The following is a 21,968-nucleotide window of genomic DNA, read 5'->3' on the forward strand; positions in this document are numbered from 1 at the left end:
ATTTGATTTTCTATAAAAATTCTATTTCAAGTTTAGGGAGGAGATTAGCAGCCTCTTTCATTTTCTTGTCTATGATTTTGGCGTATATCTCCGTAGTCCTGATCTCTTTATGTCCCAAGCGCTTTGAAACCGTATAGATATCCGCTCCGTTTTCTAATAACAGAACTGCATTGGTGTGTCTCGCCGAATGAAAAGTGATATGCTTGGTAATACCGGCAGCCATACACCAACGGAGCAATTGAAGGTTCATATGTGCACTGTAACGAAGTCCTTTGAACACACGTTGCTTGGGATCTTTGCGTTCTCCCAAAAGGTCTCTGGCTTGTTGGGATATGTATAAATATTCCACCCCTTCGGTTTTCTTCTGTTGGAAAACAATTCGAAAAGTGGGATTTCCAGAATCATCCATACCTTCATCACGTACCTCGGACCATTTTAACTTATGGATATCAGACCACCGGACCCCGGTCAATGCCGAGAAGAGAAAAGCGCGTTTTAGCAAAGGTATTGTACAGGGGGTTTGGGACAATTTTTGAAGTTCATTATAGGTAAGGTATTCTCTGGTCGATTCTCCCATAGAAAACCCTTTTACTTTTTTAATGAAGTTCTCTTTCAGATATCCTTCATCAAAGGCGGCATTCAGGCATGCCTTGAATTTATTGAAATAGGTGTGCTTGGTATTTTGAGAAAGCCCTTTTTGACTCTTGGTCACCGCAACTGTATCAAGATGCTTTCTAAACCCTTTGATGAACTTTATATCAATGTCATTAAAAGTGATATGGGCGGGGCAATACCGTTCCAAATGTTTTTGAGCGGCATCCCAGTTGTCATAATTCCCTTTGGTCTGGTAGCGCTCTTCTTTTTTTTTGCTCATAAAAGGCCAAAAAGTTTGTTTTCCCTTTATTGTTGTTTTGGATTTTAAATTTTCCTTGATACACCTCTGCTTTTCTAATGGCCAGGATTTGTTGGGCCAACTCAAGTTGCTCTTTGTTTTTCTTTTTTTCGGCAGGGGTTTCCGGATCGGTAACCAAATAGAGTTCCAGGTATTCAAATTCCCGGAGGTGCTTGACTTTCCCGTTTGAGGTGGTTTTATGGCCTCTATAATATTCGATATAAAGGCTGGTCTTCCCGCTTTTGAGTTTTTTCTTTTTAGGTGTACTTTCATGATCCAACTACTTTTATTCAAACTGAATGGAACGTTCATCGTCCCTTAAATAAATCATCTATATCTGAACGCTTAACCCTTGTTAACCTATGACCCAAATTCACCGCTTTAATGGTTCCGTTATTAATATGACGGTAAACGGATCTCACTGAACAATTCAACAGGGTGGCCACTTCTTTCACTGTCAGGACCTCTTTTTCATTTAATACTTTTAAATCAGCCTTGCTCATTGGTTAACAATTTATCAATGGTTGATCGCTTCACAATAAACTTTTTAATGTTCAAATCCACCGATTTTAATTTTCCCGAATTAATCATTTTGTAAACAGTCTGCCTGGAGCAATTCATCAGGATAGTTATATCCTTTACAGTTAAAAATTCTTTCGCTTTTATGAGCTCAATATCTTGCGTTTTTTCCTTGTACGCTTGGGTTTTTGCCCTGACCGTTTCGGTATTGGACTTCTTGATCTTTTCGGATTTGATTTTAGCTTTATATGCTCTGCTATTGCACAAATGGGAGCAATACCTGGTAACGGTTGTCCTGGCCAAAAATTCTTTTTGGCAAAATTCACAAATACGGTTTATTTCAATATTTGAACTCATTTAAATGGGCAATATTAAGTGTATTATTAGATGATATTAGTTAATTAAGTGCCATTAAGTGCCAAATTGTTCAATCGAGGTGTAAATTTTTACACCTCGTTCGAAGTTAATAAAAAAAGGTGTAAATAGGGTGTAAAAAATTGGCAAAAAACATCCTTTTATAAGAAAATAATGAGAATTTACTTGTAGTCAATAAATTGGTTTACAGTTATTTGATGTTAATTGGTGTCGAATAAAAGTTCTGTCTATTTGCCGATACAAAAATTGGCGAAAATATTCCCAAGCAAGTCATCTGATGTGATTTGCCCTGTAATTTCTCCAAAGTGGTGAATTGCCTGTCTGATATCTATAGCCAACAGATCACTAGGTATGCCGTGTGCCATTCCGTCTTTAACTTTGTCAATTTCTTCTAAAGCCTTAAGTAACGAGTCGTAATGCCTTGAATTAGTAACAATAGTTTCATTGTTCCTTAAGGCTCCTGTATTAACAAAATCGTGGAGTATGTCCTTAAGTTCCTCGACTCCTGAATTCGTTTTTGCAGATATTAATAAAATTTTTGTTTTGTCTTTTTGCGTAATGATATCACTTATCTCATCAAGGATAAAAAGTTGCTCTTCTTGGGCTAATTGATCTTTTTTATTAGCAATAATAACAAGGGGCTTTTGCGGAAACTTATTCCTTAGCTTCCTTAATTCAATTTTAATTGATTCAACGTTTGCTCTATCTTTCTTTACTCTAAGGCTGTCGATGATATAAACAACAACTTGAGATTGTTCTATTTTTTCAAAAGTTTTTCTAATTCCAATGGTCTCGACTTCATCTTTAGTATCTCTAATTCCAGCGGTATCAATAAACCTAAACCCGATGCCTGCAATACTAATTTCATCTTCAATAGTATCTCTAGTAGTTCCAGCAATTGAACTCACAATAGCTCGTTCTTCGTTTAACAAGGTATTAAGTAAAGTGGATTTACCTACATTTGGTTCCCCAACAAGTGCTACTGGAATACCGTTTTTAATGACATTACCTACTGCGAAGGAATCTATGAGTCGTTTGAGGACGAGTTGGATTCTCTCTAGAAGCTCATTGAATGCTCCTCTGTCTGCAAATTCAACATCCTCTTCTGCAAAGTCGAGTTCGAGTTCAATTAAAGATGCGAAGTTTAGAAGTTCTTCCCTTAGTTTTTTGATTTCGCTACTAAATCCGCCTCTCATTTGTTGCATCGCAATTTGATGACTCGCTTCATTCTCTGAGGCGATAAGGTCAGCTACTGCTTCGGCTTGACTTAGATCTAATTTCCCATTTAGGAAAGCTCTAAGGGTGAATTCACCCGCATTTGCCATCCTACATCCATTTCTTAAGAATAGCTGTAAAAGTTCTTGTTGGATGTACGGTGATCCATGACAAGAAACTTCTACTACGTTTTCTCCAGTATAGGAGTTAGGAGCCTTAAACAAGGATACCAAAGTCTCATCATAAGTCTTGTTATCATCTACGATATGACCTAGGTGAATAGTATGAGATTTTTGCTCGCTCAGCTTTTTATTGCTAACAGATCTAAAGTGTTGATCTGCTATAGCAATGGCTTGCTTTCCCGAGAGTCTAATGACTGCAATGGCACCAGAACCTGCGGGGGTAGCTAGTGCTGCGATGGTATCTTGCGTATTCATTTCTTGAAATTTTGTACAAAAATACAAATATATATACATCAACTACCAGCTGTGAATTTTTAGGAATCTATTTTAGTTTAACCAATAGTTAATTGTTGTTAAACTGTTGATTGTGAATCTTAATTTACGTATATTAATCATGTAATTTAAAACGAGAAAGAATATGGATTATTTGAAATTAGACAAATCTCAAACTGAAAAAACGGTTTTTGAACTAAACGTATTACTTGCTGATTATCATTTGTATTATCAGAAGTTAAGAAATTTCCATTGGAATATTGTCGGTGAAAATTTCTTTGATCTTCACAATAAATTTGAAGAGTTATACAATGATGCTAAGATTAAGATTGATGAGATAGCAGAACGTATATTAACTTTGAGAAATCAGCCTTTAAGTAACCTGTCGCAGTACCTCGATATTTCAAATATCAAGGAGTCAGATTCTGACCTTAAAGACAGGCAAATGATTGACACCCTTTTAAAAGATCACGGCCCATTATTAGAGCAAATGCGTAAAGTGCTCAGTACAGCTGAAGAAGGAGGAGATGAAGGTACTGTTGATATGATAGGGGCGTATATCCGTGAATTGGAAAAAACGTCTTGGATGCTAGATGCTTGGCGCACAAAGACTGGTCAAACTGTAGCTAAATCAACATCCTAAAAACATTCAGTTAAACACTTTAGTGTTATATAAGATTGGATTTTTACCTCGGTCTAATAGGATGGATGAAGTATTAATATTATAAAAACAGCTGGCATTACCAGCTGTTTTTATTTTTTTGGTCACAGGTTATAAAAATAAGATTCGTTGTAACATTTTTAATGTTTTAGCGTCTTATAGATATAAACCAATCAAAAAGTAAATCATGAAACGAACAGATAATCAGCTTCTAGCAGTTACCCATCTTAGTCAATTGTTGCATTATTTTACAGGGATTGGAGGTTTTGTACTTCCACTCATCTTATGGATTGTAAAAAAGGACAGTGTCATTGATATGGATGAGCATGGCAAGGCTATTTTAAATTTTCAAATCAGTATATTCATTTACGCCTTAATAAGTGTTCCTTTGATTTTTCTTTTTGGATTTGGGTTATTAGTCTTATTTGCAATTGTAATTATGTCTTTTGTACTTCCTATTGTAAATGCGGTTAATTCAAGTAACGGGAGAGCCCCTTATTACCCGTTCAGTCTCCAAATTATAAGCTAATTAATTATAAGCTTACAACCTTCCTCAGAGTTCGTTAATAGTCTTTTATATAATTACAAAACCCCGCTCTAAATTAACACACAATTTAGACGGGGTTTATTACTTGGTATTTCGGTAATCCCATTACAAGGTATGGGGTATATGATTTGTACTTTTAAATTAATCGTTTATCATCACTGGCATAACCAGCATAGTGATGTGTTCACCTTCGTCCAATCCATCGATAGGAGATAAGATTCCTGCTCGACTTGGGACACTCATCTCTAAAGTGACATTGTCTGAATTCAAATTGCTTAGCATCTCATTTAAGAATTTGGAATTGAATCCAATGGCCATATCGTCACCTTGATAATCACAGGTCAAACGTTCTTCTGCTTTATTACTGTAATCAATATCTTCAGCTGAAATATTCAATTCTGCCCCTGCGATTTTTAATCGAATTTGATGAGTCGTTTTATTTGAGAATATGGAAACCCTTCTAACAGTACTATAAAATTGAGATCTGCTGATTGTAAGCTTATTTGGATTTTCCTTTGGAATAACTGCTTCATAATTAGGGTACTTGCCGTCTATGAGTCTACAGATAAGTTCAGTGTTGTCAAAAGTGAATTTAGCATTACTCACGTTGTACTCAATTTTAACCTCACTTTCACTACCTTCTAAAATTCCTTTAAGAATATTCAATGGTTTTTTAGGCATAATGAACTCTGCAACCTGATCAGCAGTAACATCTGTCCTTTGATATTTAACTAATTTATGAGCATCGGTAGCAACAAAAGTTAAATTCTCAGTGGAAAATTGAAAGAAGACACCATTCATCACTGGTCTTAGTTCATCATTTCCTGAAGCAAATATAGTTTTGTTGATAGCAGTAGCTAGTATATCACCTAAAATAACTGTAGTGCTGGCTTCCTCTAACTCTATAGTGTTGGGGAATTCAGCACCATCAGCATAAGCTAATGCATATTTACCATGATTCGAGTTAATCTCGATGGTGTTGTTGTTTTCTACGATAAAAGTCAATGGTTGCTCTGGAAAGGTTTTTAAAGTTTCCAAGAGAAGTCGGGCAGGTACCGCGATATTCCCTTGCGATTCTGATTCAACCTCTAGAACAGCACTCATTGTAGTTTCTAAATCGGATGCTGAAACCGTTAATTTATCTTTATCTAATTCAAACAAAAAGTTGTCCAAGATTGGGAGGGTATTTTTACTATTGATTACCCCGCCTAAAACCTGAAGTTGTTTTAATAAATACGTACTTGATATAATAAATTTCATCGAATGCATAGTTTTCTATCACTTACAAAGATATCTGAATTGATTTTTTTTTGGAAAATAACTTATTAACATTTAATGTCCATACTTTTTGCGTCTTATATAGTAAAATACAGAACCGAAAAGGAGCATTATAACTATGGGAAGGCCTATGTTTACTACTTGCCACCATGATTTTTGTTTATAAGTTTCTTGCTTGTCAAGTAAGGGGATCGAAATTTCTTTAGAACGAATGTTTATAAGTCCATTATCTTGAACAAGGTAATTAACGCAATTAAGTAAAAAATTTCTATTGCCATAAAGTTGTTTAGTCCAAGGATCAATTCCACCGACAAGAGGCTTATTATTGGCATAAGTATAATTGATGATATCACCATCACTTATTACAATCATCTTGTTTGGATTTGTATTTTTCTCGACCAAAACATCTGGTGTAAATGGTTTTACTCGATTGCTGTATGCGGAATTAAATTGACCTTCCAAAAGTACTCCCAAAATCTTAGGATCTTCGCTAAATTCTGAAAGGTTAGGTGGGCTGTCGAATTCATCTAAGCTATAGTTTCTTGGCACCCCAACCGCTCTTGATTGGTCCGAACTTTGGAGTAATATAGTTTTTTCGATGCCATTGGAAAGTGTATCTATGCTGTTAGCAAACTCTAGTTTTACAACATTCAGACTTTTGTTTATAGGATGGTTGTTTAATGAGGAAACCATTGGACTATAAAACCAATTTAAAGGAATCTCACCATTGGCATCAGTTACAGTTACTGGCGTTGACATAAGATCTTGCACGAGATCCTTATTGATGCGCACCCCGTATTTAAAAAGCATGTCATCTAACTTTAAATTCATCGGAAAGGCCAGGGATCTAAAGTTTTCATTCTGTAAACTGTCCAAATCAGCAGTAACCTGATCGAGTAACCAAAGGGTTTTCCCCCCGTTTAGGATATACTGATCTAAGATCATTTTTTCATTTTCTGAAAATGCCTCTGTGGGTTTTGCAATTATGGCTGCGTGGAAGCGTTTTAGATTATCTAATGTGCTTTGAGGTTGTTGCTGAAGTGAATCCATGTTGAATTCAGCTAGATGATAATAATTCTGTAGATTTCGTAAAAAATCAGCCATGTATTTATCATCCATTTCCCCTTGTCCCTTAATAACTGCGATGGATTTTTTATCTGTAACGGTCACTTGGTAAATAGCATCAGCTAAGGTATGTTCAAGCTGTTGTACTGAATTGTTTATGCGAGATTCTGTATTAGATCCAAGGCTGTTGTTTAATAGCGAAGCTTTAACTGTTTTGTTACCAGAATTTACCATTGCCCAAGGAAAGATCATCTCTCTTGAGACGCTATTGCCTTCTTCTATGGTTACACTAGCTGGAGTTAGTCCTAGTTCCATTAGTGATTGCGCGATTTGATCTTTGGTTCCGTCGCTTTCCATTGGATCCACAATACTGAAAACGATATAGTCATTCACGCTGCTAAATTCTTCGAGCAACTGTCTAGTCTCTGTTTGAAGACGCTTGAATTCTGCTGGAGGATTTCCACCTAATAGAACATCAATAAAAATTGGTCTTTCAACATTTTTAAGGAGCTCTTTTGTGGGGTCAGAGAGTGTGTATCGTTTGTCTTTGGTTAGATCTAAACGCAAGACGAAGAATGAAGCGATAAAATTGATCGCAATCAGCACTACAATTGGGAGCAGTATTTTCTTTGCTATGTTTTTAATTCTATTCACAGTTTATGGTTCAATTTTAGGGTGGTCAAAAATAAAAAGAAGCTGGTAATACTGATAAAATATATAAGATCCCTCAGATCTAATACCCCACGACTAATGCTGTCATAGTGGTATTTTAAACTCCAGCTTTCTAAAAACTCAAGTCCGTTTAAAGTTGAAAATTCTGCTAGGCCGTAATAGCAAATAAAACAAATAAGCATAGCAGAAATAAAAGCGGTGATTTGATTCTCAGTAAATGAAGAGGTGAAAATTCCAATAGCGGTATAGGCGCCTATTAAAAAACATAGCCCAAAATAGGAGCCGATAATGCTACCTAGATCGATGGAACCTTTTGGACTTGCTAAAGTCCAAATGGTATACACATAAAGTAGTGTTGGAAGTAAGGCGAGAATGATTAGGGTAAAACTACCCAAAAATTTTCCAAGTATAATTTGATTCTTTGTAATAGGGTGGGAGAGAAGAAGCTCTAACGTACCTGACCTTTTTTCCTGGGCAATGGTACTCATAGTCACTGCGGGAATTAGTAATAATAATACCCATGGGGCTAATTGAAAAAAGGGGTATAAGTCAGCAAAACCACCTTCGAGTATGTTGAATTCACCCTTAAATAACCACAGGAACAGACCGTTTAAACACAAGAACAAACCGATGACTAAATAACCAATAGGTGAGCAGAAGAAGCTGCTAATTTCTCTGTTTATGATTGCTTTCATTAGCGGATGTTACAGTTTTTGGATAAAATGATCAATTTAGTTCTATTTGCCATAAACGTATGGGTTTGTGTAGTTGTTTTAAGTGAACTTTAAGGTGACTACATCTCTATAGTTTAATCCTAATAAACTGGAGGCGCCTCCCACGGTGTCTAGATTACTTTTGTAAATAGCAATTTCAATTAAATTTGCTGAATTGAAAATAGCCAGTTTTTCCCCGTCCTTGTTGATCTGTACATCAGAGCTGAAATTTATAATATCACTATACTTTGAATGAATATTGGTGAATCTATGATTCCGAGCCCACAATTCAAAATTTCTTCCTCTACGATGTTTCTCAAATAATTTTCTTGGAATATTAGTCACCACATTTCCGTAATTGTCTATGTAAATCACATTACCTGTTATTTGATTCTCTTGGTGATTTATAGTGGGTTCTAGGTCTTTTAAGGTTTTGAGTTGTTCCAATGGCTTTCCTATGACATCTAGAGTTCCGCCTCTTGTAATGTGGGCAGCAACATTTATAAATACATCCAGAACAGGGAATACACTCGCAATGCGATCATGGATGTTGATCTCGACCAACTTCTCTGGTTTTATTTCAGAGGTCAAGAATGATAAAATACCATTGTCCGCCCCAATGAAGTAATGATCGTCAATCAGCGCGGCCACGTGTTTGTTAACTGGTGTGAGTTCAGAATCGACTCCGATGATGTGTATGCTCCCTTTTGGGAATGTTTTATAGGCGTTTTTTAGTATATAAGAGGCCTCCAATATGTTGAATGGACTCACATTGTGCGATATGTCCACAATGTTTGCATGCTCTATTTCGCTTAGGATATACCCCTTAATGGCACCTACAAAGTGATCTCTGACCCCAAAATCTGTAGTTAATGTTAATATTGCCATTTGCGAATTGTTGTTGTTTTTTTAATTTAAGAGCGAATTTTTTACTTAAGTTTGTTATATGCCAATCTGGTTTTTGGAGATTGCGTTAAAACCAAACACAAACCTACTAAAAAGTAACAGAATTAACCATTTTAAAACATACTTTTTGTGTTAAGATCCGTTAAAGAAATATTCACATAAATTAAAGCTTTTGAACGAACTCATTATTGAACTTACAGAGATTAACCCTAAAGAATTCTTTGGGGCTGGGAACGCTAATATTGATTTATTAAAGAAATATTTTCCAAAACTAAAAATAGTAGCAAGAGGGAATAAATTAAAGGTCTACGGCGATCAAGATCATTTAGAGGAATTTGACAAGCGTTTAGATATGCTTGTTACCCACTTTGGGAAGTACAATAAATTGGATGAAAATATCATTGAACGAATTCTAATAAGCGACAATGGGCAGGAATACCTAGATGTGGCTGCAAATGGAGAGGTGTTAGTTCACGGTGTTAATGGTCGTTTAATAAAGGCTCAGACAGTCAATCAGCAAAAGTTAGTTGATCTGATGAAAAAGAACGATATGGTTTTTGCTATTGGACCTGCGGGTACTGGAAAGACCTATACAGGGGTGGCACTGGCTGTAAAAGCGCTTAAAGAAAAACAAGTTCGTCGTATCATACTTACACGTCCGGCAGTGGAGGCAGGAGAAAATCTAGGATTTTTACCAGGTGATTTAAAAGAAAAACTCGATCCATACATGCAGCCGCTATATGATGCGCTAAGAGATATGATTTCCCCAGAAAAACTTCAAAATTATATTGAAACTGGAATAATTCAAATCGCTCCGATGGCCTTTATGAGAGGACGAACTTTAGATAACGCCTTTGTAATCTTGGATGAGGCTCAAAACACCTCTCATGCCCAAATGAAAATGTTTTTAACCAGAATGGGTAAGAACGCAAAGTTCATGATCACTGGTGATCCAGGTCAAATTGACCTACCACGTCGTATTACCTCTGGATTGAAGGAAGCTATTCTGATTTTAAAGGATGTAAAAGGGATTGGAATACTGTATCTTGATGATAAAGATGTAATTCGCCACCGTTTGGTCAAGGAAATTATATCTTCTTATAAAAAGATAGAGCACAGTAATTCCTAGGTAGGCTTACTTATCATAGGGGAATTTACGGGTTGATTTCCGCATCATAGCCTCTATGATGTCATAGGTGTTTTTACCCGATTTCCGATTGATTACCTTTTCATATTTCCACAAGAGTTTACCTGTATCACCATCGCTTAGCTTGATCGCAATCCGCCCATAGTCGGAAGTTCCAGAGATGAAGGATATAAAATCAAAATCTGTAGATACTCCTTCTGAAATAAGAGCTTTAAGGGTTAAGTCACCTGAAATCACAGCATCTACATTTAGGATCTTGCAGAGTTCCTGGGAGGTGTGGATGTCAATATTTTTTTCCGAAATATCATTTTTGGCCAATATGGCATTGGTATTTTTAATGTCTTGAAACGAGACGCGGTAATCTTTGCGTTTATGAAGTTTTAAAAAATAGGATTCGAGCGCATTTTGAACCTCATACCCTTCTTTTTCTTGGAGTGACTCTAACTGCTGAGGTGTAAGGCTTTTATTCTCTAACTCTAATCGAGCTTTAAAAGGTAAGATGGCAACTGTTTTATGGTCCTTGCTCAGCTCTTCAAAATGTTCACTTTGATAAATTAATTTTTGTCCGAATCCGCTTACGCATACTAGAATTGTGGCAAGTAAGAAAAGTGTTTGCTTCATGTTATTAGCGCATTAATCTTGCTTTTAAATTTTAACAAGGTTTTATGTAGTCTGTGATCACTTAAAATAGGGTTTGTTGCAGTGATCGGTTACCAATAGTTAGTCGTTCTTATTTTTAGAAGTTCAAAAGTATAGAAATTCTACAATTCGGCCTTGTTTTCTCAGCAATAATTCAAGTATTTTGAACTTTTAACTTTTCCTTTAGAATGTAAAGAAACAAAGCTAAAGCCTAGGTGTTTTATCCCAGGGATCGTTACGGCAGATAGTTGATTAATCTGAGTGATTAGTAGTGCTTTTTAGGCTACTTCTGATGGAAAACTGCCTTATAGGTGGTGCTGTTACCTACGTTGTCAGTTACAACCACCTCTAAAAGGTGTGTGGCATCTTTAAATTCGATGTCACTTAAATCATAGGTTAGGCTGTTTTTTTTGTATTCGTATTCCATAAGTACCCATTGGTTGTTGATTTTAGCTCTATATGAATTAATGCCACTTAAATCATCTGTTATAATGAGTTTTAAAGTTTTAAAATTAGAGAGCCATTGTCCGTCCTGAAAGTTAGAAGGACGTATTTTAGGACCGATGGTATCCTTAGCTACTACGAAATTACCAAGGGCACGAGTGCGAGTGCTCAGAACGCTTGATTTCCGATAGGTGTTTTGATAGGAAAGGTAGCCATTGTCACTGGCATGAGCAATAAAATACTTGTCTATATCCCTTTTATTAACGGAGTCTAGATCAATACTCAAAGTGTAGTTTTTTCGCATGGGGATATCATGGTTGTGTACTTTAATGGTGTCGCCATTTTGTTGAAGATCTAGGAAGAAGTCATAGTAAAATGAGTCTTCTGGAAAATACACCGTGGCTTTTCCAACCTTAAATATATTATCACGTTTGGAAATAAGATAGTTTTCTGATCTGAAATTCTCCTTAGCTCTTAGTAGTTCTTGCTTTTTCCCCTCCACGGGTATTTCAACTACACTGACGTTTCCAGCCAAATCTGACACCTCAAGGCTAATAGTGTAGTTTTGACCTGGTTCGACAGTGATCATGCCATTGTTGTCTTTTTTGCTGTATATACTTAATCTGTTATATGGCTCAATGTAGCATTTTTGTATTCTTTTACGTTTATTTATGTAGGTCGGGTAGTCGATCAAGGTGTTGATATACCTGCTTTCTGCAAAAGAAAAACTCGTAAAATTAAATTCAAAGTTAGGGACTCCATCTACTTTGGTGCATACCTTATAGGCACCATTTTTATTATACGCCATATCAAACTGGTCATAGGTCTCGACACCTAGACCTATTGTTCCTTGAACATAGATCTTGTCAGCAATGAAAGTATTGTTATCTTTTTTAGTTAGACGAAGTTCAATGCGATTGTTGGTATTGTTAATTACGGACCCACCTCCCAAAGCATAACCATATACGCCAAGTATCCGCGGAGCTCTCGTGTCTTTCACATGGTAACCAAAAAGCAAGGGGTTAATAGGTTCCGACTTAGCATTTCGGATCTCATAGTGCAAGTGTGGGCCTCCGCTTCCACCAGTATTTCCACTATAGGCGATAAGTTCACCTTTGGCAACAGAAAGTTCACCTGGTTTAGGGAAGAGTTCAATCTCATAGGACTGTTTTTCATACTGCTTTTTTTTGACGTACTCTTGTAGTTTTGGGCCAAAGCTTTGTAAATGTGCATATACGGTAGTGTATCCATTGGGATGTGTCAGATAAATTGCTTTACCATAACCATAATGCTGTATTTTAATTCTAGATACATAGCCCTGTGCAGCTGCAAATACATCTAAGCCTTCTCTTTGTTGGGTTTTTATGTCCAAACCAGAGTGGAAATGATTGGATCTCAGTTCACCAAAACTCCCAGATAAAACAATGGGAACCCCTAGAGGAGACTGAAAATAATCCTTTGGAAAAGGTTGTTGGGAGAATAGGATTTGAGTGAATAAGAAACTACACAAAATCAGGGTACGCATGAATCAAAAATTATTTGGCAAATCTAATGAATTGAACACAAAATCGAAAAATTCTCTTCTGATCAACGCAAATTTCACTATATTAGTCTAGCGTAAAGAAATTTTTATAAACTATTGTGAGGTATATAAAGGAGTCTTAACTTTGTAAAGATATATATTGAACAGTGCCTGTATGAGCGACATGATTGAAATTGTTGATTCACTGGAAGATAAGATTAGTAAGCTGCTTGAAAACTTAAAGCTTCAGCAAGATATTAATCAACAATTGAAACAGGAATTGGCAAAATCGAAGCATAACAATAAAAATTTGGAACTTTCCGTAGAACAATGGAAAGATAAATACGAATCGCTCAAACTGGCTAATTCAATGATTGGCAGTAATAAGAATAAAACAGAAGCTAAGCTTAAAATAAATACTTTAATTCGGGAATTGGACGAGTGTATTACTCAACTATCCGAATGATTGTTTAACAAACGAGATGGCAAATTCGCTAAAGATTAAAATATCTATTGCTGATAGGGTTTATCCCTTGACCATAATGCCCGAGCAAGAAGAGGGATTAAGGAAAGCAGCTAAAACCATAGATCAATTGATCAAGCAATTTGAGAAGAGTTATGCGGTGCGAGATAAACAAGATGTTTTGGCCATGTGTGCGCTTCAGTTTGCATCTCAAGTAGAACAAAAAAGTATCGATAAAGAAATGACAAATGAACAGACCAAAGAGCGTTTAATTAAACTCAACGAGCTCTTAGCTAATCATTTGTGAATAAAGTTAGAAAGTTCTTTTAAATAAAATAATGTTACTGCCTACATTGGTTGCATTTTTTTGACAAACTCAACAAGTATCAATTCAAAAAGGTGAGTTCAAATTGTAAAAGCATGCCGCGCCTCTGATTAGTTTCAGACCAAAGGAATAGCGGACCCTTGATCAGTTTGGTAGCCTTAAACCTGTCTAATGGAGTTTGTACAAAACTTTTATGCCGATGTAGGCTTTTTTTTTAAATAAACGTAAAGATGGACGATATTACAATATCAATAATTGTTGCATTAGTAGGCGGTATAGCTGGCTTTGTTGTTGCAAAGATTCTAGAGAAAAAGAAAGCTAGCAAAGTGCTTTCTAGAGCGCATAAAGAGGCTCAGAAAGTAGTTAAAGATGCAAAGAGCGAAGGAGAAAGTATTAAAAAGGACAAAATCCTTCAGGCTAAAGAAAAGTTCTTAGAACTTAAGGCGGAACACGAAAAAGTGATTGTCGCAAAGGATAAAAAGATGGCTGAGGCTGAGAAACGAACTAGAGATAAAGAATCTCAGGTGTCAAATGAGTTATCCAAGAATAAAAAATTGAGCAATGAACTAGAAGCAAAGAGTAAGGATTACGATTTTAGACTTGATTTTTTAGAGAAAAGACAGAGTGAAGTGGATAAACTTCACAAAAGTAAAATTGAGCAGCTAGAGGTTATATCGGGTCTTTCAGCTGAAGAAGCGAAAGCACAACTTGTGGAATCTCTTAAAGGGGAAGCTAAAAGTGATGCAATGACCTTTATCCAAAATACCATGGAAGAGGCTAAACTTACTGCTCAGCAAGAGGCGAAAAAGGTAATTGTCAATACCATTCAGCGTATTGGAACTGAAGAGGCCATTGACAACTGTGTTTCTGTTTTTAATTTAGAATCAGATGACGTGAAAGGACGTATTATAGGTAGAGAGGGTAGGAATATCCGTGCTCTTGAATCTGCTACAGGTGTTGAAATCATTGTAGATGATACACCAGAGGCGATTATTCTTTCTTGTTTTGATTCTGTACGAAGAGAGGTTGCACGATTGTCTTTACATAGGTTGGTTACAGATGGTCGTATACATCCAGCGCGTATTGAAGAGGTCGTAAAGAAGACCAGAAAACAAATCGAAGAAGAAATTATTGAAGTTGGAAAACGTACAGTAATCGATCTGGGAATTCACGGATTACATCCAGAATTGATCAAAGCAGTGGGTCGAATGAAATACCGTTCTTCCTATGGTCAAAACCTACTTCAGCACTCTAGAGAGGTGGCAAAGTTATGTAGCGTTATGGCCGCTGAACTTGGAGTTAATTCTAAATTAGCCAAAAGAGCAGGTCTTTTACACGATATAGGTAAAGTTCCTGAGACAGATATTGAAACTCCTCACGCTATTTTAGGTATGGAATGGGCAGAAAAGTATGGTGAAAAACCAGAGGTGAGTAATGCAATAGGGGCTCACCATGATGAAATTGAAATGAAAACATTACTGGCGCCGATTGTTCAGGTTTGTGATGCGATCAGTGGAGCGAGACCAGGTGCAAGACGCCAGGTGTTGGATTCTTATATTCAACGTCTTAAAGATCTTGAAGAGATTGCATTTGCCTTTACCGGGGTCAAAAAAGCCTATGCTATTCAGGCCGGTAGAGAACTTAGGGTAATTGTGGAGAGTGAGAAAGTTAGTGATGATAAAGCATCAGAATTGTCCTTCGAAATTTCTCAAAAAATCCAAACGGATATGACCTATCCTGGTCAAGTCAAAATTACCGTTATCCGAGAAACTAGAGCGGTGAATATTGCGAAATAATTTACATTAAAATAAAAGACACTCCTATAAATCTTAGAATTGGATAGAGGGATCAAATCACAAAAAGGACCATCAATTACGATCGTCCTTTTTTTGGCTTATAACATTGGTGATGGCTTTATTGGCTTAAAATAAATTAGTATATACTCTAAAAACTGTTCTTTTAGTTAAAATGATCTTTAAATAGGGTGTAGGTTTAATTTAGAATTTCACTTTGATGCTATAACGTCATATGATACATAAATTGTATCTTTCTCACGCATTAACCAAAACAACAATTGATGAAATATTTAATAGTCATAATTATGGTGTTTTCCATAGGATCATGTAAGGAGAAAAATAAGAGTCAAACAACCGAAATAAAAGGAAGTTCACAAAATGTATCTGATAAGGGAGCCTTAAAGAAGGTTTCTGGCGGTACTGATAACCTTGTGTTTTATGTAGGGACCTATACGGATGGTGAAAGTCAAGGAATTTATACATATGCTCTAAATTCGGATGGTGAGCTGGAAAAATTAAAACTCGTTGCCGAATCTGACAACCCCTCTTATTTAGCTTTTTCAAAGGACCGAAAATTTCTTTTGGCCGTAAACGAAATAAAAAATGAAGAGGGAGTTGGAATGGTGTCCTCTTTTAAAATTCAGGGAGATAGCCTTGTTCTTATCAATCAGCAAAGCTCAGCGGGGGCTCACCCTTGTTTTATAGCAGTTAATGATTTGAATTATGTTATTACGGCTAATTACTCAAGTGGAAATACAGGACTATTAAAGTTAAATGACAATGGAAATTTGTCTGAGGTTTTGGATACTCAACAACACACAGGTAAGGGATCGCACAAGCGCCAGGATGCTCCGCATGCTCACTCGGTTTGGTTTTATCCCTCACAGATGGATGTAGTTGCAGTGGATTTAGGGACTAATCAATTGTGGTTCTCGAGTATTGATTCCTCGTCCAATACACTACAGACTAAATCTCCTGAAACACTTGGATTAAATCCTGGAGATGGACCACGACATTTGGCCATTCATCCGAATAAAAAGTGGATCTATGTGCTCAATGAATTAAGTAGTACAGTCACACTAATTACTCATGATGAACCTGATGGGTTTGTAAAGGCTAAAAGCACCTCCATGTTGCCCAATGACTTTAATAAAGAGAATACCGGCGCCGATATCCATATAAGCAATGATGGTAGATTCCTTTATGCCTCCAATAGAGGGCATAATTCAATTGTTATATATGAAATTAGAGATCATGGGGAATTAATTGTTGTGGGACATGAACCCGTAAGGGGTGATGGCCCTAGAAATTTTAGTCTATCACCAGATGGGTCTTTCTTATTAGTTGCTAACCAGCACAGCAACAATATCATCAGCTTTAAAAGAGATTCAGATACCGGTCTTTTGGAGTTTGTAGATGAAATTCAAGCTCCGAACCCAGTATGTTTACTATTTTAAATTGGTGTTGGTGTAATACGGTAGATAAAATAAGCATGTTGTGGAGTTTTAAGTTAAAAAAATTGTAAAGTTTAAATATTGTTTTATTTTTGGATACTATGCTAAACCTCTAATCCCAGCTATTTCCATAATGAAAGTATTGAAGATCCTGTTTTGGTTACTACTCTTCTGGCAACTTCCTGCCCAAAATTCAGATGATAAAATTCAATTTGTCAGCATCATGGAAGATTTGCCAAAGGTAGGGGTGTATTCCATTAACCAAGATGATTATGGATTTATGTGGCTCGCTACAAACGGAGCTGGTCTTTATCGTTATGATGGTCTGGAATACAATTCATACAGGCATCGATTAAATGATTCTACTTCTTTAAATAGTAGCATGGTGTTTTCAACCTATTTGGACAGTAAACACAGGCTTTGGGTTGGAACCGAGCAAGGGTTGAATCTCTATGACCGAAATAAAGATCTGTTTCACAGGATTTCTAATACTACTTTTGGTGATGGCCCAACTGATAATTTGTCTGTTCGAACCATAATAGAAGGCGTACAGGGAAACTTATTCATCGGAACTTTTGGAAGAGGGATGTATAAGATGGATCCTAGTACTTTTAAAGCTTCTAAAGTGAGATTCCAGGGTGATCAGCAAACCCCATTGACCGTTTATGTATTGCAAATTGACAGCAAAGGTCAGATGTATGCTGCTACAAATCAAGGATTGCTGTTTTATAATCCTGATAAGAATGAGTTGGAGTATGCTGTTTTTGCTGAGGGTGAAAGGATAAATTATGCAACCCAAACCCTAGAAATAGATGTTAAGGATAATATTTGGACCGGAACCTCTACTGCTGGGATGTTTAAAATTAGTTATGTTGATAATTCTGAAATTAGGAAAGTACAAGGTTTAGGGGTGTCAAATTATCCTTTTTTTGCCTTAGAGCTGATAGGTCGTGGGGAAATTCTGTGTGGTACTGAAAATGATGGGTTATACCACTTAAATGAGAAAGGTGAAGTACTTCATCATTACGTGACCTCTAATAAAGATGAAAAGAGCTTGTTGTCTAATTCTATTTGGTCACTCCATTATGATCGTGATATGAAAATATGGTTAGGCTATTACAATAAGGGTGTAGCTATTTATGATGAGGTTTATGATAAATTCAAGGGATACGAGAGCCTCTATAATAATACCAATTCTTTACATGCCGCTTCAGTGGCTTCCATTGATCAGGATCAAGAAGGTAATTTATGGGTAGCCATGGATGGGGGTGGAATCGATATTATTAATAAAAAAACGGGAACCTATACGCATATTAATAAGGAAGATCAAGGACACTACAGTGGTCTTGACGATGATTATATTTTGTCAGTTTACATTGATAGTAAAGGTAATGTATGGGCTGGGAGTTGGGATCATGGATTGTATTTTTTGAAAAAAGGAACAAAGCATTTTATAAATTATACCGTAGAAAACACCAGCGGTGGGTTGATGTCAAATACCATCGTAAGTATAGCTGAAGATAGTGAAGGAACAATGTGGTTTGGAAGTTTTCATAACGGGTTACACTCCTATGATTCTAAAAATAAGACCTTTATAAATCATGATTCAGCACCTTTTCTAGAACATGGTATTCAGGGTTTAGATGTTTGGAAAGTGCTTGTAGATAGTCAAGATCAGATTTGGTTGGGTACTACCTATGGATTGTACAGGGTCAAAAGGCTACCTTCAGGTGATTTTGAGATCGAATCCAAGTTTGATGCATTAGCCAAGCAATACAACAATGTCACTACTGCAAATCATATTTTGTCTCTACACGAGAGTGAAGATGGCAAAATATGGATTGGCACCAAGGGTGCTGGAATGGCTGTTTATGATTCCAAATCGGATGCCATTACTTGGTTTAATAAACTTACTGGATTTCATCTGGAGAATGTGTGTAGCATCATCGAAAGTGATCAAAATCACATTTGGGCCGCTGGAAATTCAGGGATCGTAAAACTTGACCCTGAAACTGGAGAGTTTTCAAATTTTGATCAAAGTGATGGACTTTTATCCAATGATTATAATATGAATGCGGTATTCGATGATGGTCAGGGAAACCTCTACTTTGGTGGTTATGAGGGTATGGATTTCTTTAACCCTAATACAATTAAATTCAATCAGCAAGAGACCTTGCTTTACCTTTCTGATCTTAAGATATTTAACAAAAAGGTGTTGCCAACTCATCAAAACTCCCCACTATCGAAGGTTATTGCACAAACCGATAGTATAACCTTCACTAGTGAGCAGTCCGTTTTCACTCTTGAGTACTCAGGTATTAATTATACCAGACCAGAGAAAAATGAATATGCTTATTATCTGTCAGGTTATGAAAATACTTGGAATTATGTCGGTAATGTAAGAAGTGCTACCTATACCAATCTCGATCCTGGACGTTATGTTTTTATGCTTAAATCTTCTAATAATGATGGGCACTGGAATAGAGAACCTTTAAAATTTTATATCGAGGTACTCCCACCTTGGTGGAAAACAAATTGGGCGTTAGCTGGTTATTTGGTTTTGCTCCTAGGTAGTGTGTTGGTTTTAAATAAAATGACCCAAAAAAGGATCCGGAAGAAGCAACTTGAAAAGTATGAAGAAGATAAGCGTATCCAAGAGCAGCAGCTCAATGAAAAGAAATTTCAGTTTTTTACAAACATTTCTCATGAGTTTAGAACGCCACTGACGCTCATTATGAATCCGATTCAGGATATATTACAAAATGACAATCTAAATCTACCGCCTCGACTGCGGGAAAAACATGGTATTATTCACAAAAACACCGAACGTTTACACCGTCTAGTGAATGAATTGCTTGATTTTAGAAAATTAGAGCTTAATAAGGTTAGACTCCATGCTAAAGAACTAAACATGGTTCACCTTATTGAATATGTTATAGGTCATTATAAGGAGGAGGCTTTAGATAAGAATATTGATCTTTCCTTTGATAAGGACGAAGATCTTATAAAAATGTGGGGCGATGATAATCTATTGGAAAAGGTGCTGTTTAATGTTATTTCAAATGCATTTAAAGCAACACCGCAAGGTGGTGCAATAAATGTATGGGTATGCTCCAATGAACAGATGATATCTTTCCCATTGGTAGGTGTGGAGTTTGAAAGCCCCGCTGTTGAAATTGTAATATCTGATACTGGAATTGGGTTAGAGAAGGAGCAAATGGCACATATGTTTGAGCGGTTTTATCAAGTTGAGAATCTAAACCACAGTTATTATGGTGGCACTGGGATTGGACTTGAGGTCGTAAAGAGCTTTGTAGAATTACATAAGGGTAAAATAGAAGTGGAAAGCCAACTCGGGAAAGGAACTTCTTTTAAAATTATATTACCGTTAGGGAAAAATCATTTATCAGCTTCAGAACTTAGCAATTCTTCAGAAAACAGCCATGAGGAAATCCAATCGGTTGCCCTAAAAATGCCTGCTGTTGAACACGAGTTTAAGCAAAACCAAGATATAAAGGTGGAATCAGGTACCTATACCTTATTGCTAGTTGAGGATAATGTTGAGCTTAGGGAATATTTGGAACAAGCCTTTAAAGCTCAATACAAAGTATTAGTGGCTAATAATGGAGCAGAAGGAATAAAAATTGCAAAGGATATCTTACCTGATGTGATAATAACCGACGTGGTTATGCCAAAGATGAATGGTTTTGATTTCTGTAAAGAAATTAAAACAGATATGAGAACTAGCCATATTCCTGTATTGATGCTAACAGCCAAAGCGAAAATTGAGGATCGGATAGAAGGTATCGAGATTGGAGCCGATGCCTATATGGTGAAACCATTTGACATACGTTTATTAAAACTGAGATTATCACAGCTTATCAGTAGTAGACAGTTGATTTTTAATAAATATTTTAGTGCCATAAGTGATATAGGAGAAAACTCCAATACAACATCTTTAGATAAGGAGTTCATTCAAAAGGCATTAGATTATATAACAACTAACATAGAAGATCCGAATATTGGCGTTGAATCCTTGGCTTCTCATTTAAATTTAAGTAGGAGTCAGGTGTATCGCAAAATAAAGGCGCTTACCAATCAAACAGCAAATGAGTTTATTAGAAATATACGATTGCATAAAGCTAAAGCAATGCTAAGTTCGGGTAAAGTGACAATTAGCGAGGTATCGTATGCGGTAGGTTTTTCTTCATCTTCCTATTTTACCAAATGTTTTAAAGCACAATTTGGCATTGTCCCGACGCAACTTTTGGAGGAAGAAATTGTGGATTCGCCTTTGGATTCAGAATAATTTATTTTTCTTCCATCCTTTACTTCGATGCTTTGCAAGTATCTACTTTGATGTAATTTTAGAAAGTGACTTTTCTGTCAGTGCGCGTAGCTCCTTGATTGCAGTTTTTCCATCTGGGTCATATGGGATTTCCTGAACCCATTCAAAACATAGCTTTGAGTAATATCTCAATTTTTTATCATAACCCCCTCCTTTAGGAGCAGGGTTCGTCTGCTCAATATGCTTTACTTTATATCTAAACTGATCAATGGTCATAACCATGAATGATTTTGGTAAAAATACAAATAATATAAATCACTTGTATGGTAGGAATTAATGTTGGTAATACAAATATTTGTCAATTTTCAGATATATATATCCAGTAGTAGGCCTACTATTTTATTTTAACTCACGTTTGGAATGATTTCCTGATTTACTCCAATGGTGTTGTTATTAATTTTAAGACTTTTTTGTCATCTCAATGTTAAATTTCTTAGCATTATCAATCCTAACATCTATTAAGGCGTTAATACAAATGTCGCATTAATCATAACTAATGTTGCATTTGCTGTGGATATGCTGTAAATGCTTC

20 protein-coding genes and 1 other RNA gene are annotated in these 21,968 nt (G+C 36.3%); 9 read left to right on the top strand and 12 right to left on the bottom strand.

Translation table 11 applies throughout. The annotated features are described in order from the left end of the window. Window positions 1-10 precede the first annotated feature (10 nt). The 5 genes from I215_RS06665 to mnmE all read right to left on the bottom strand — a co-directional run bounded on the left by I215_RS06665 (window position 11) and on the right by mnmE (window position 3,438). Entirely contained in the window at window positions 11-874 is an 864-nt protein-coding gene (locus tag I215_RS06665) for a tyrosine-type recombinase/integrase (RefSeq protein WP_316928331.1), read from the bottom strand. Continuing rightward, complete coding sequence (locus I215_RS16605; RefSeq protein ID WP_316928332.1) at window positions 828-1,172, bottom strand: hypothetical protein; 345 nt, start codon at window positions 1,170-1,172, stop codon at window positions 828-830. The genes I215_RS06665 and I215_RS16605 overlap by 47 nt, the downstream gene beginning before the upstream one ends. A gap of 28 nt (window positions 1,173-1,200) precedes the next feature. Further along, on the bottom strand, window positions 1,201-1,395 hold the full coding sequence (locus I215_RS06670; protein ID WP_008991201.1) for a helix-turn-helix transcriptional regulator: 195 nt from the start codon (window positions 1,393-1,395) through the stop codon (window positions 1,201-1,203). Beyond that, window positions 1,382-1,768, bottom strand: coding sequence for a helix-turn-helix transcriptional regulator (locus tag I215_RS16645; RefSeq protein WP_008991202.1), 387 nt, complete (start codon window positions 1,766-1,768; stop codon window positions 1,382-1,384). The genes I215_RS06670 and I215_RS16645 overlap by 14 nt, the downstream gene beginning before the upstream one ends. A 245-nt stretch (window positions 1,769-2,013) precedes the next feature. Next, complete coding sequence (gene mnmE, locus I215_RS06680) at window positions 2,014-3,438, bottom strand: tRNA uridine-5-carboxymethylaminomethyl(34) synthesis GTPase MnmE (protein WP_008991203.1); 1,425 nt, start codon at window positions 3,436-3,438, stop codon at window positions 2,014-2,016. Window positions 3,439-3,601: 163 nt separating this feature from the next. On the opposite strand from mnmE, the gene I215_RS06685 reads away from it, so the two are divergent. Together I215_RS06685 and I215_RS06690 are read left to right on the top strand one after the other, a co-directional pair. Continuing rightward, a complete protein-coding gene (locus I215_RS06685) occupies window positions 3,602-4,099 on the top strand; it encodes a Dps family protein (protein ID WP_008991204.1) in 498 nt (165 codons plus the stop codon). Between the two features lie 205 nt (window positions 4,100-4,304). Continuing rightward, window positions 4,305-4,646: a DUF4870 domain-containing protein gene (locus I215_RS06690; RefSeq protein WP_008991205.1), complete on the top strand. Its 342-nt coding sequence runs from the start codon at window positions 4,305-4,307 to the stop codon at window positions 4,644-4,646. A 159-nt stretch (window positions 4,647-4,805) separates the two neighbouring features. Here the strand turns inward: I215_RS06690 and dnaN are convergent, their stop codons facing one another. The 4 genes from dnaN to I215_RS06710 all read right to left on the bottom strand — a co-directional run bounded on the left by dnaN (window position 4,806) and on the right by I215_RS06710 (window position 9,280). After that, window positions 4,806-5,924 (bottom strand): DNA polymerase III subunit beta, encoded by a 1,119-nt coding sequence (dnaN, locus tag I215_RS06695; protein ID WP_008991206.1) that lies wholly within the window; start codon window positions 5,922-5,924, stop codon window positions 4,806-4,808. 72 nt (window positions 5,925-5,996) lie between these two features. Then, window positions 5,997-7,661 carry a gliding motility-associated ABC transporter substrate-binding protein GldG gene (gldG, locus tag I215_RS06700; protein WP_008991207.1) on the bottom strand — a complete coding sequence of 555 codons (1,665 nt, stop codon included), beginning with the start codon at window positions 7,659-7,661 and terminating at the stop codon, window positions 5,997-5,999. Further along, window positions 7,658-8,374 carry a gliding motility-associated ABC transporter permease subunit GldF gene (gene gldF, locus I215_RS06705; RefSeq protein WP_008991208.1) on the bottom strand — a complete coding sequence of 239 codons (717 nt, stop codon included), beginning with the start codon at window positions 8,372-8,374 and terminating at the stop codon, window positions 7,658-7,660. The genes gldG and gldF overlap by 4 nt, the downstream gene beginning before the upstream one ends. Before the next feature lie 78 nt (window positions 8,375-8,452). Next, window positions 8,453-9,280 (bottom strand): SAM hydrolase/SAM-dependent halogenase family protein, encoded by an 828-nt coding sequence (locus tag I215_RS06710; RefSeq protein WP_008991209.1) that lies wholly within the window; start codon window positions 9,278-9,280, stop codon window positions 8,453-8,455. A gap of 190 nt (window positions 9,281-9,470) precedes the next feature. Between I215_RS06710 and I215_RS06715 the strand changes: the two genes are divergently transcribed. Then, on the top strand, window positions 9,471-10,427 hold the full coding sequence (locus I215_RS06715) for a PhoH family protein (RefSeq protein ID WP_008991210.1): 957 nt from the start codon (window positions 9,471-9,473) through the stop codon (window positions 10,425-10,427). Window positions 10,428-10,433: 6 nt separating this feature from the next. Here I215_RS06715 and I215_RS06720 read toward each other — a convergent pair whose 3' ends face one another. Together I215_RS06720 and I215_RS06725 are read right to left on the bottom strand one after the other, a co-directional pair. Further along, on the bottom strand, window positions 10,434-11,066 hold the full coding sequence (locus tag I215_RS06720) for a hypothetical protein (RefSeq protein ID WP_008991211.1): 633 nt from the start codon (window positions 11,064-11,066) through the stop codon (window positions 10,434-10,436). Between the two features lie 301 nt (window positions 11,067-11,367). Beyond that, the gene (locus tag I215_RS06725; protein WP_008991212.1) at window positions 11,368-13,053 is read right to left on the bottom strand and encodes a M23 family metallopeptidase; all 1,686 of its coding nucleotides are present in this window, start codon (window positions 13,051-13,053) and stop codon (window positions 11,368-11,370) included. A gap of 172 nt (window positions 13,054-13,225) precedes the next feature. On the opposite strand from I215_RS06725, the gene I215_RS06730 reads away from it, so the two are divergent. From I215_RS06730 to I215_RS06750, 6 genes are all read left to right on the top strand, one after another. Beyond that, complete coding sequence (locus tag I215_RS06730) at window positions 13,226-13,516, top strand: hypothetical protein (protein WP_008991213.1); 291 nt, start codon at window positions 13,226-13,228, stop codon at window positions 13,514-13,516. A gap of 16 nt (window positions 13,517-13,532) precedes the next feature. Continuing rightward, entirely contained in the window at window positions 13,533-13,820 is a 288-nt protein-coding gene (locus I215_RS06735; protein ID WP_008991214.1) for a cell division protein ZapA, read from the top strand. 67 nt (window positions 13,821-13,887) lie between these two features. Continuing rightward, window positions 13,888-14,018, top strand: a non-coding RNA gene (gene ssrS, locus I215_RS15870) — 6S RNA. 50 nt (window positions 14,019-14,068) lie between these two features. Beyond that, window positions 14,069-15,634, top strand: a complete 1,566-nt coding sequence (rny, locus tag I215_RS06740; protein WP_008991215.1) for a ribonuclease Y — start codon at window positions 14,069-14,071, stop codon at window positions 15,632-15,634. Between the two features lie 281 nt (window positions 15,635-15,915). Then, window positions 15,916-17,091 carry a lactonase family protein gene (locus tag I215_RS06745; RefSeq protein ID WP_040459943.1) on the top strand — a complete coding sequence of 392 codons (1,176 nt, stop codon included), beginning with the start codon at window positions 15,916-15,918 and terminating at the stop codon, window positions 17,089-17,091. Window positions 17,092-17,221: 130 nt separating this feature from the next. After that, window positions 17,222-21,397 (top strand): hybrid sensor histidine kinase/response regulator transcription factor, encoded by a 4,176-nt coding sequence (locus I215_RS06750; protein WP_008991217.1) that lies wholly within the window; start codon window positions 17,222-17,224, stop codon window positions 21,395-21,397. Between the two features lie 42 nt (window positions 21,398-21,439). Here the strand turns inward: I215_RS06750 and I215_RS06755 are convergent, their stop codons facing one another. Beyond that, complete coding sequence (locus I215_RS06755) at window positions 21,440-21,652, bottom strand: hypothetical protein (RefSeq protein ID WP_156800219.1); 213 nt, start codon at window positions 21,650-21,652, stop codon at window positions 21,440-21,442. Window positions 21,653-21,968: the final 316 nt, after the last annotated feature.

Source organism: Galbibacter marinus (assembly GCF_000300875.1).
GTDB classification, from domain to species: Bacteria; Bacteroidota; Bacteroidia; order Flavobacteriales; family Flavobacteriaceae; genus Galbibacter; species Galbibacter marinus.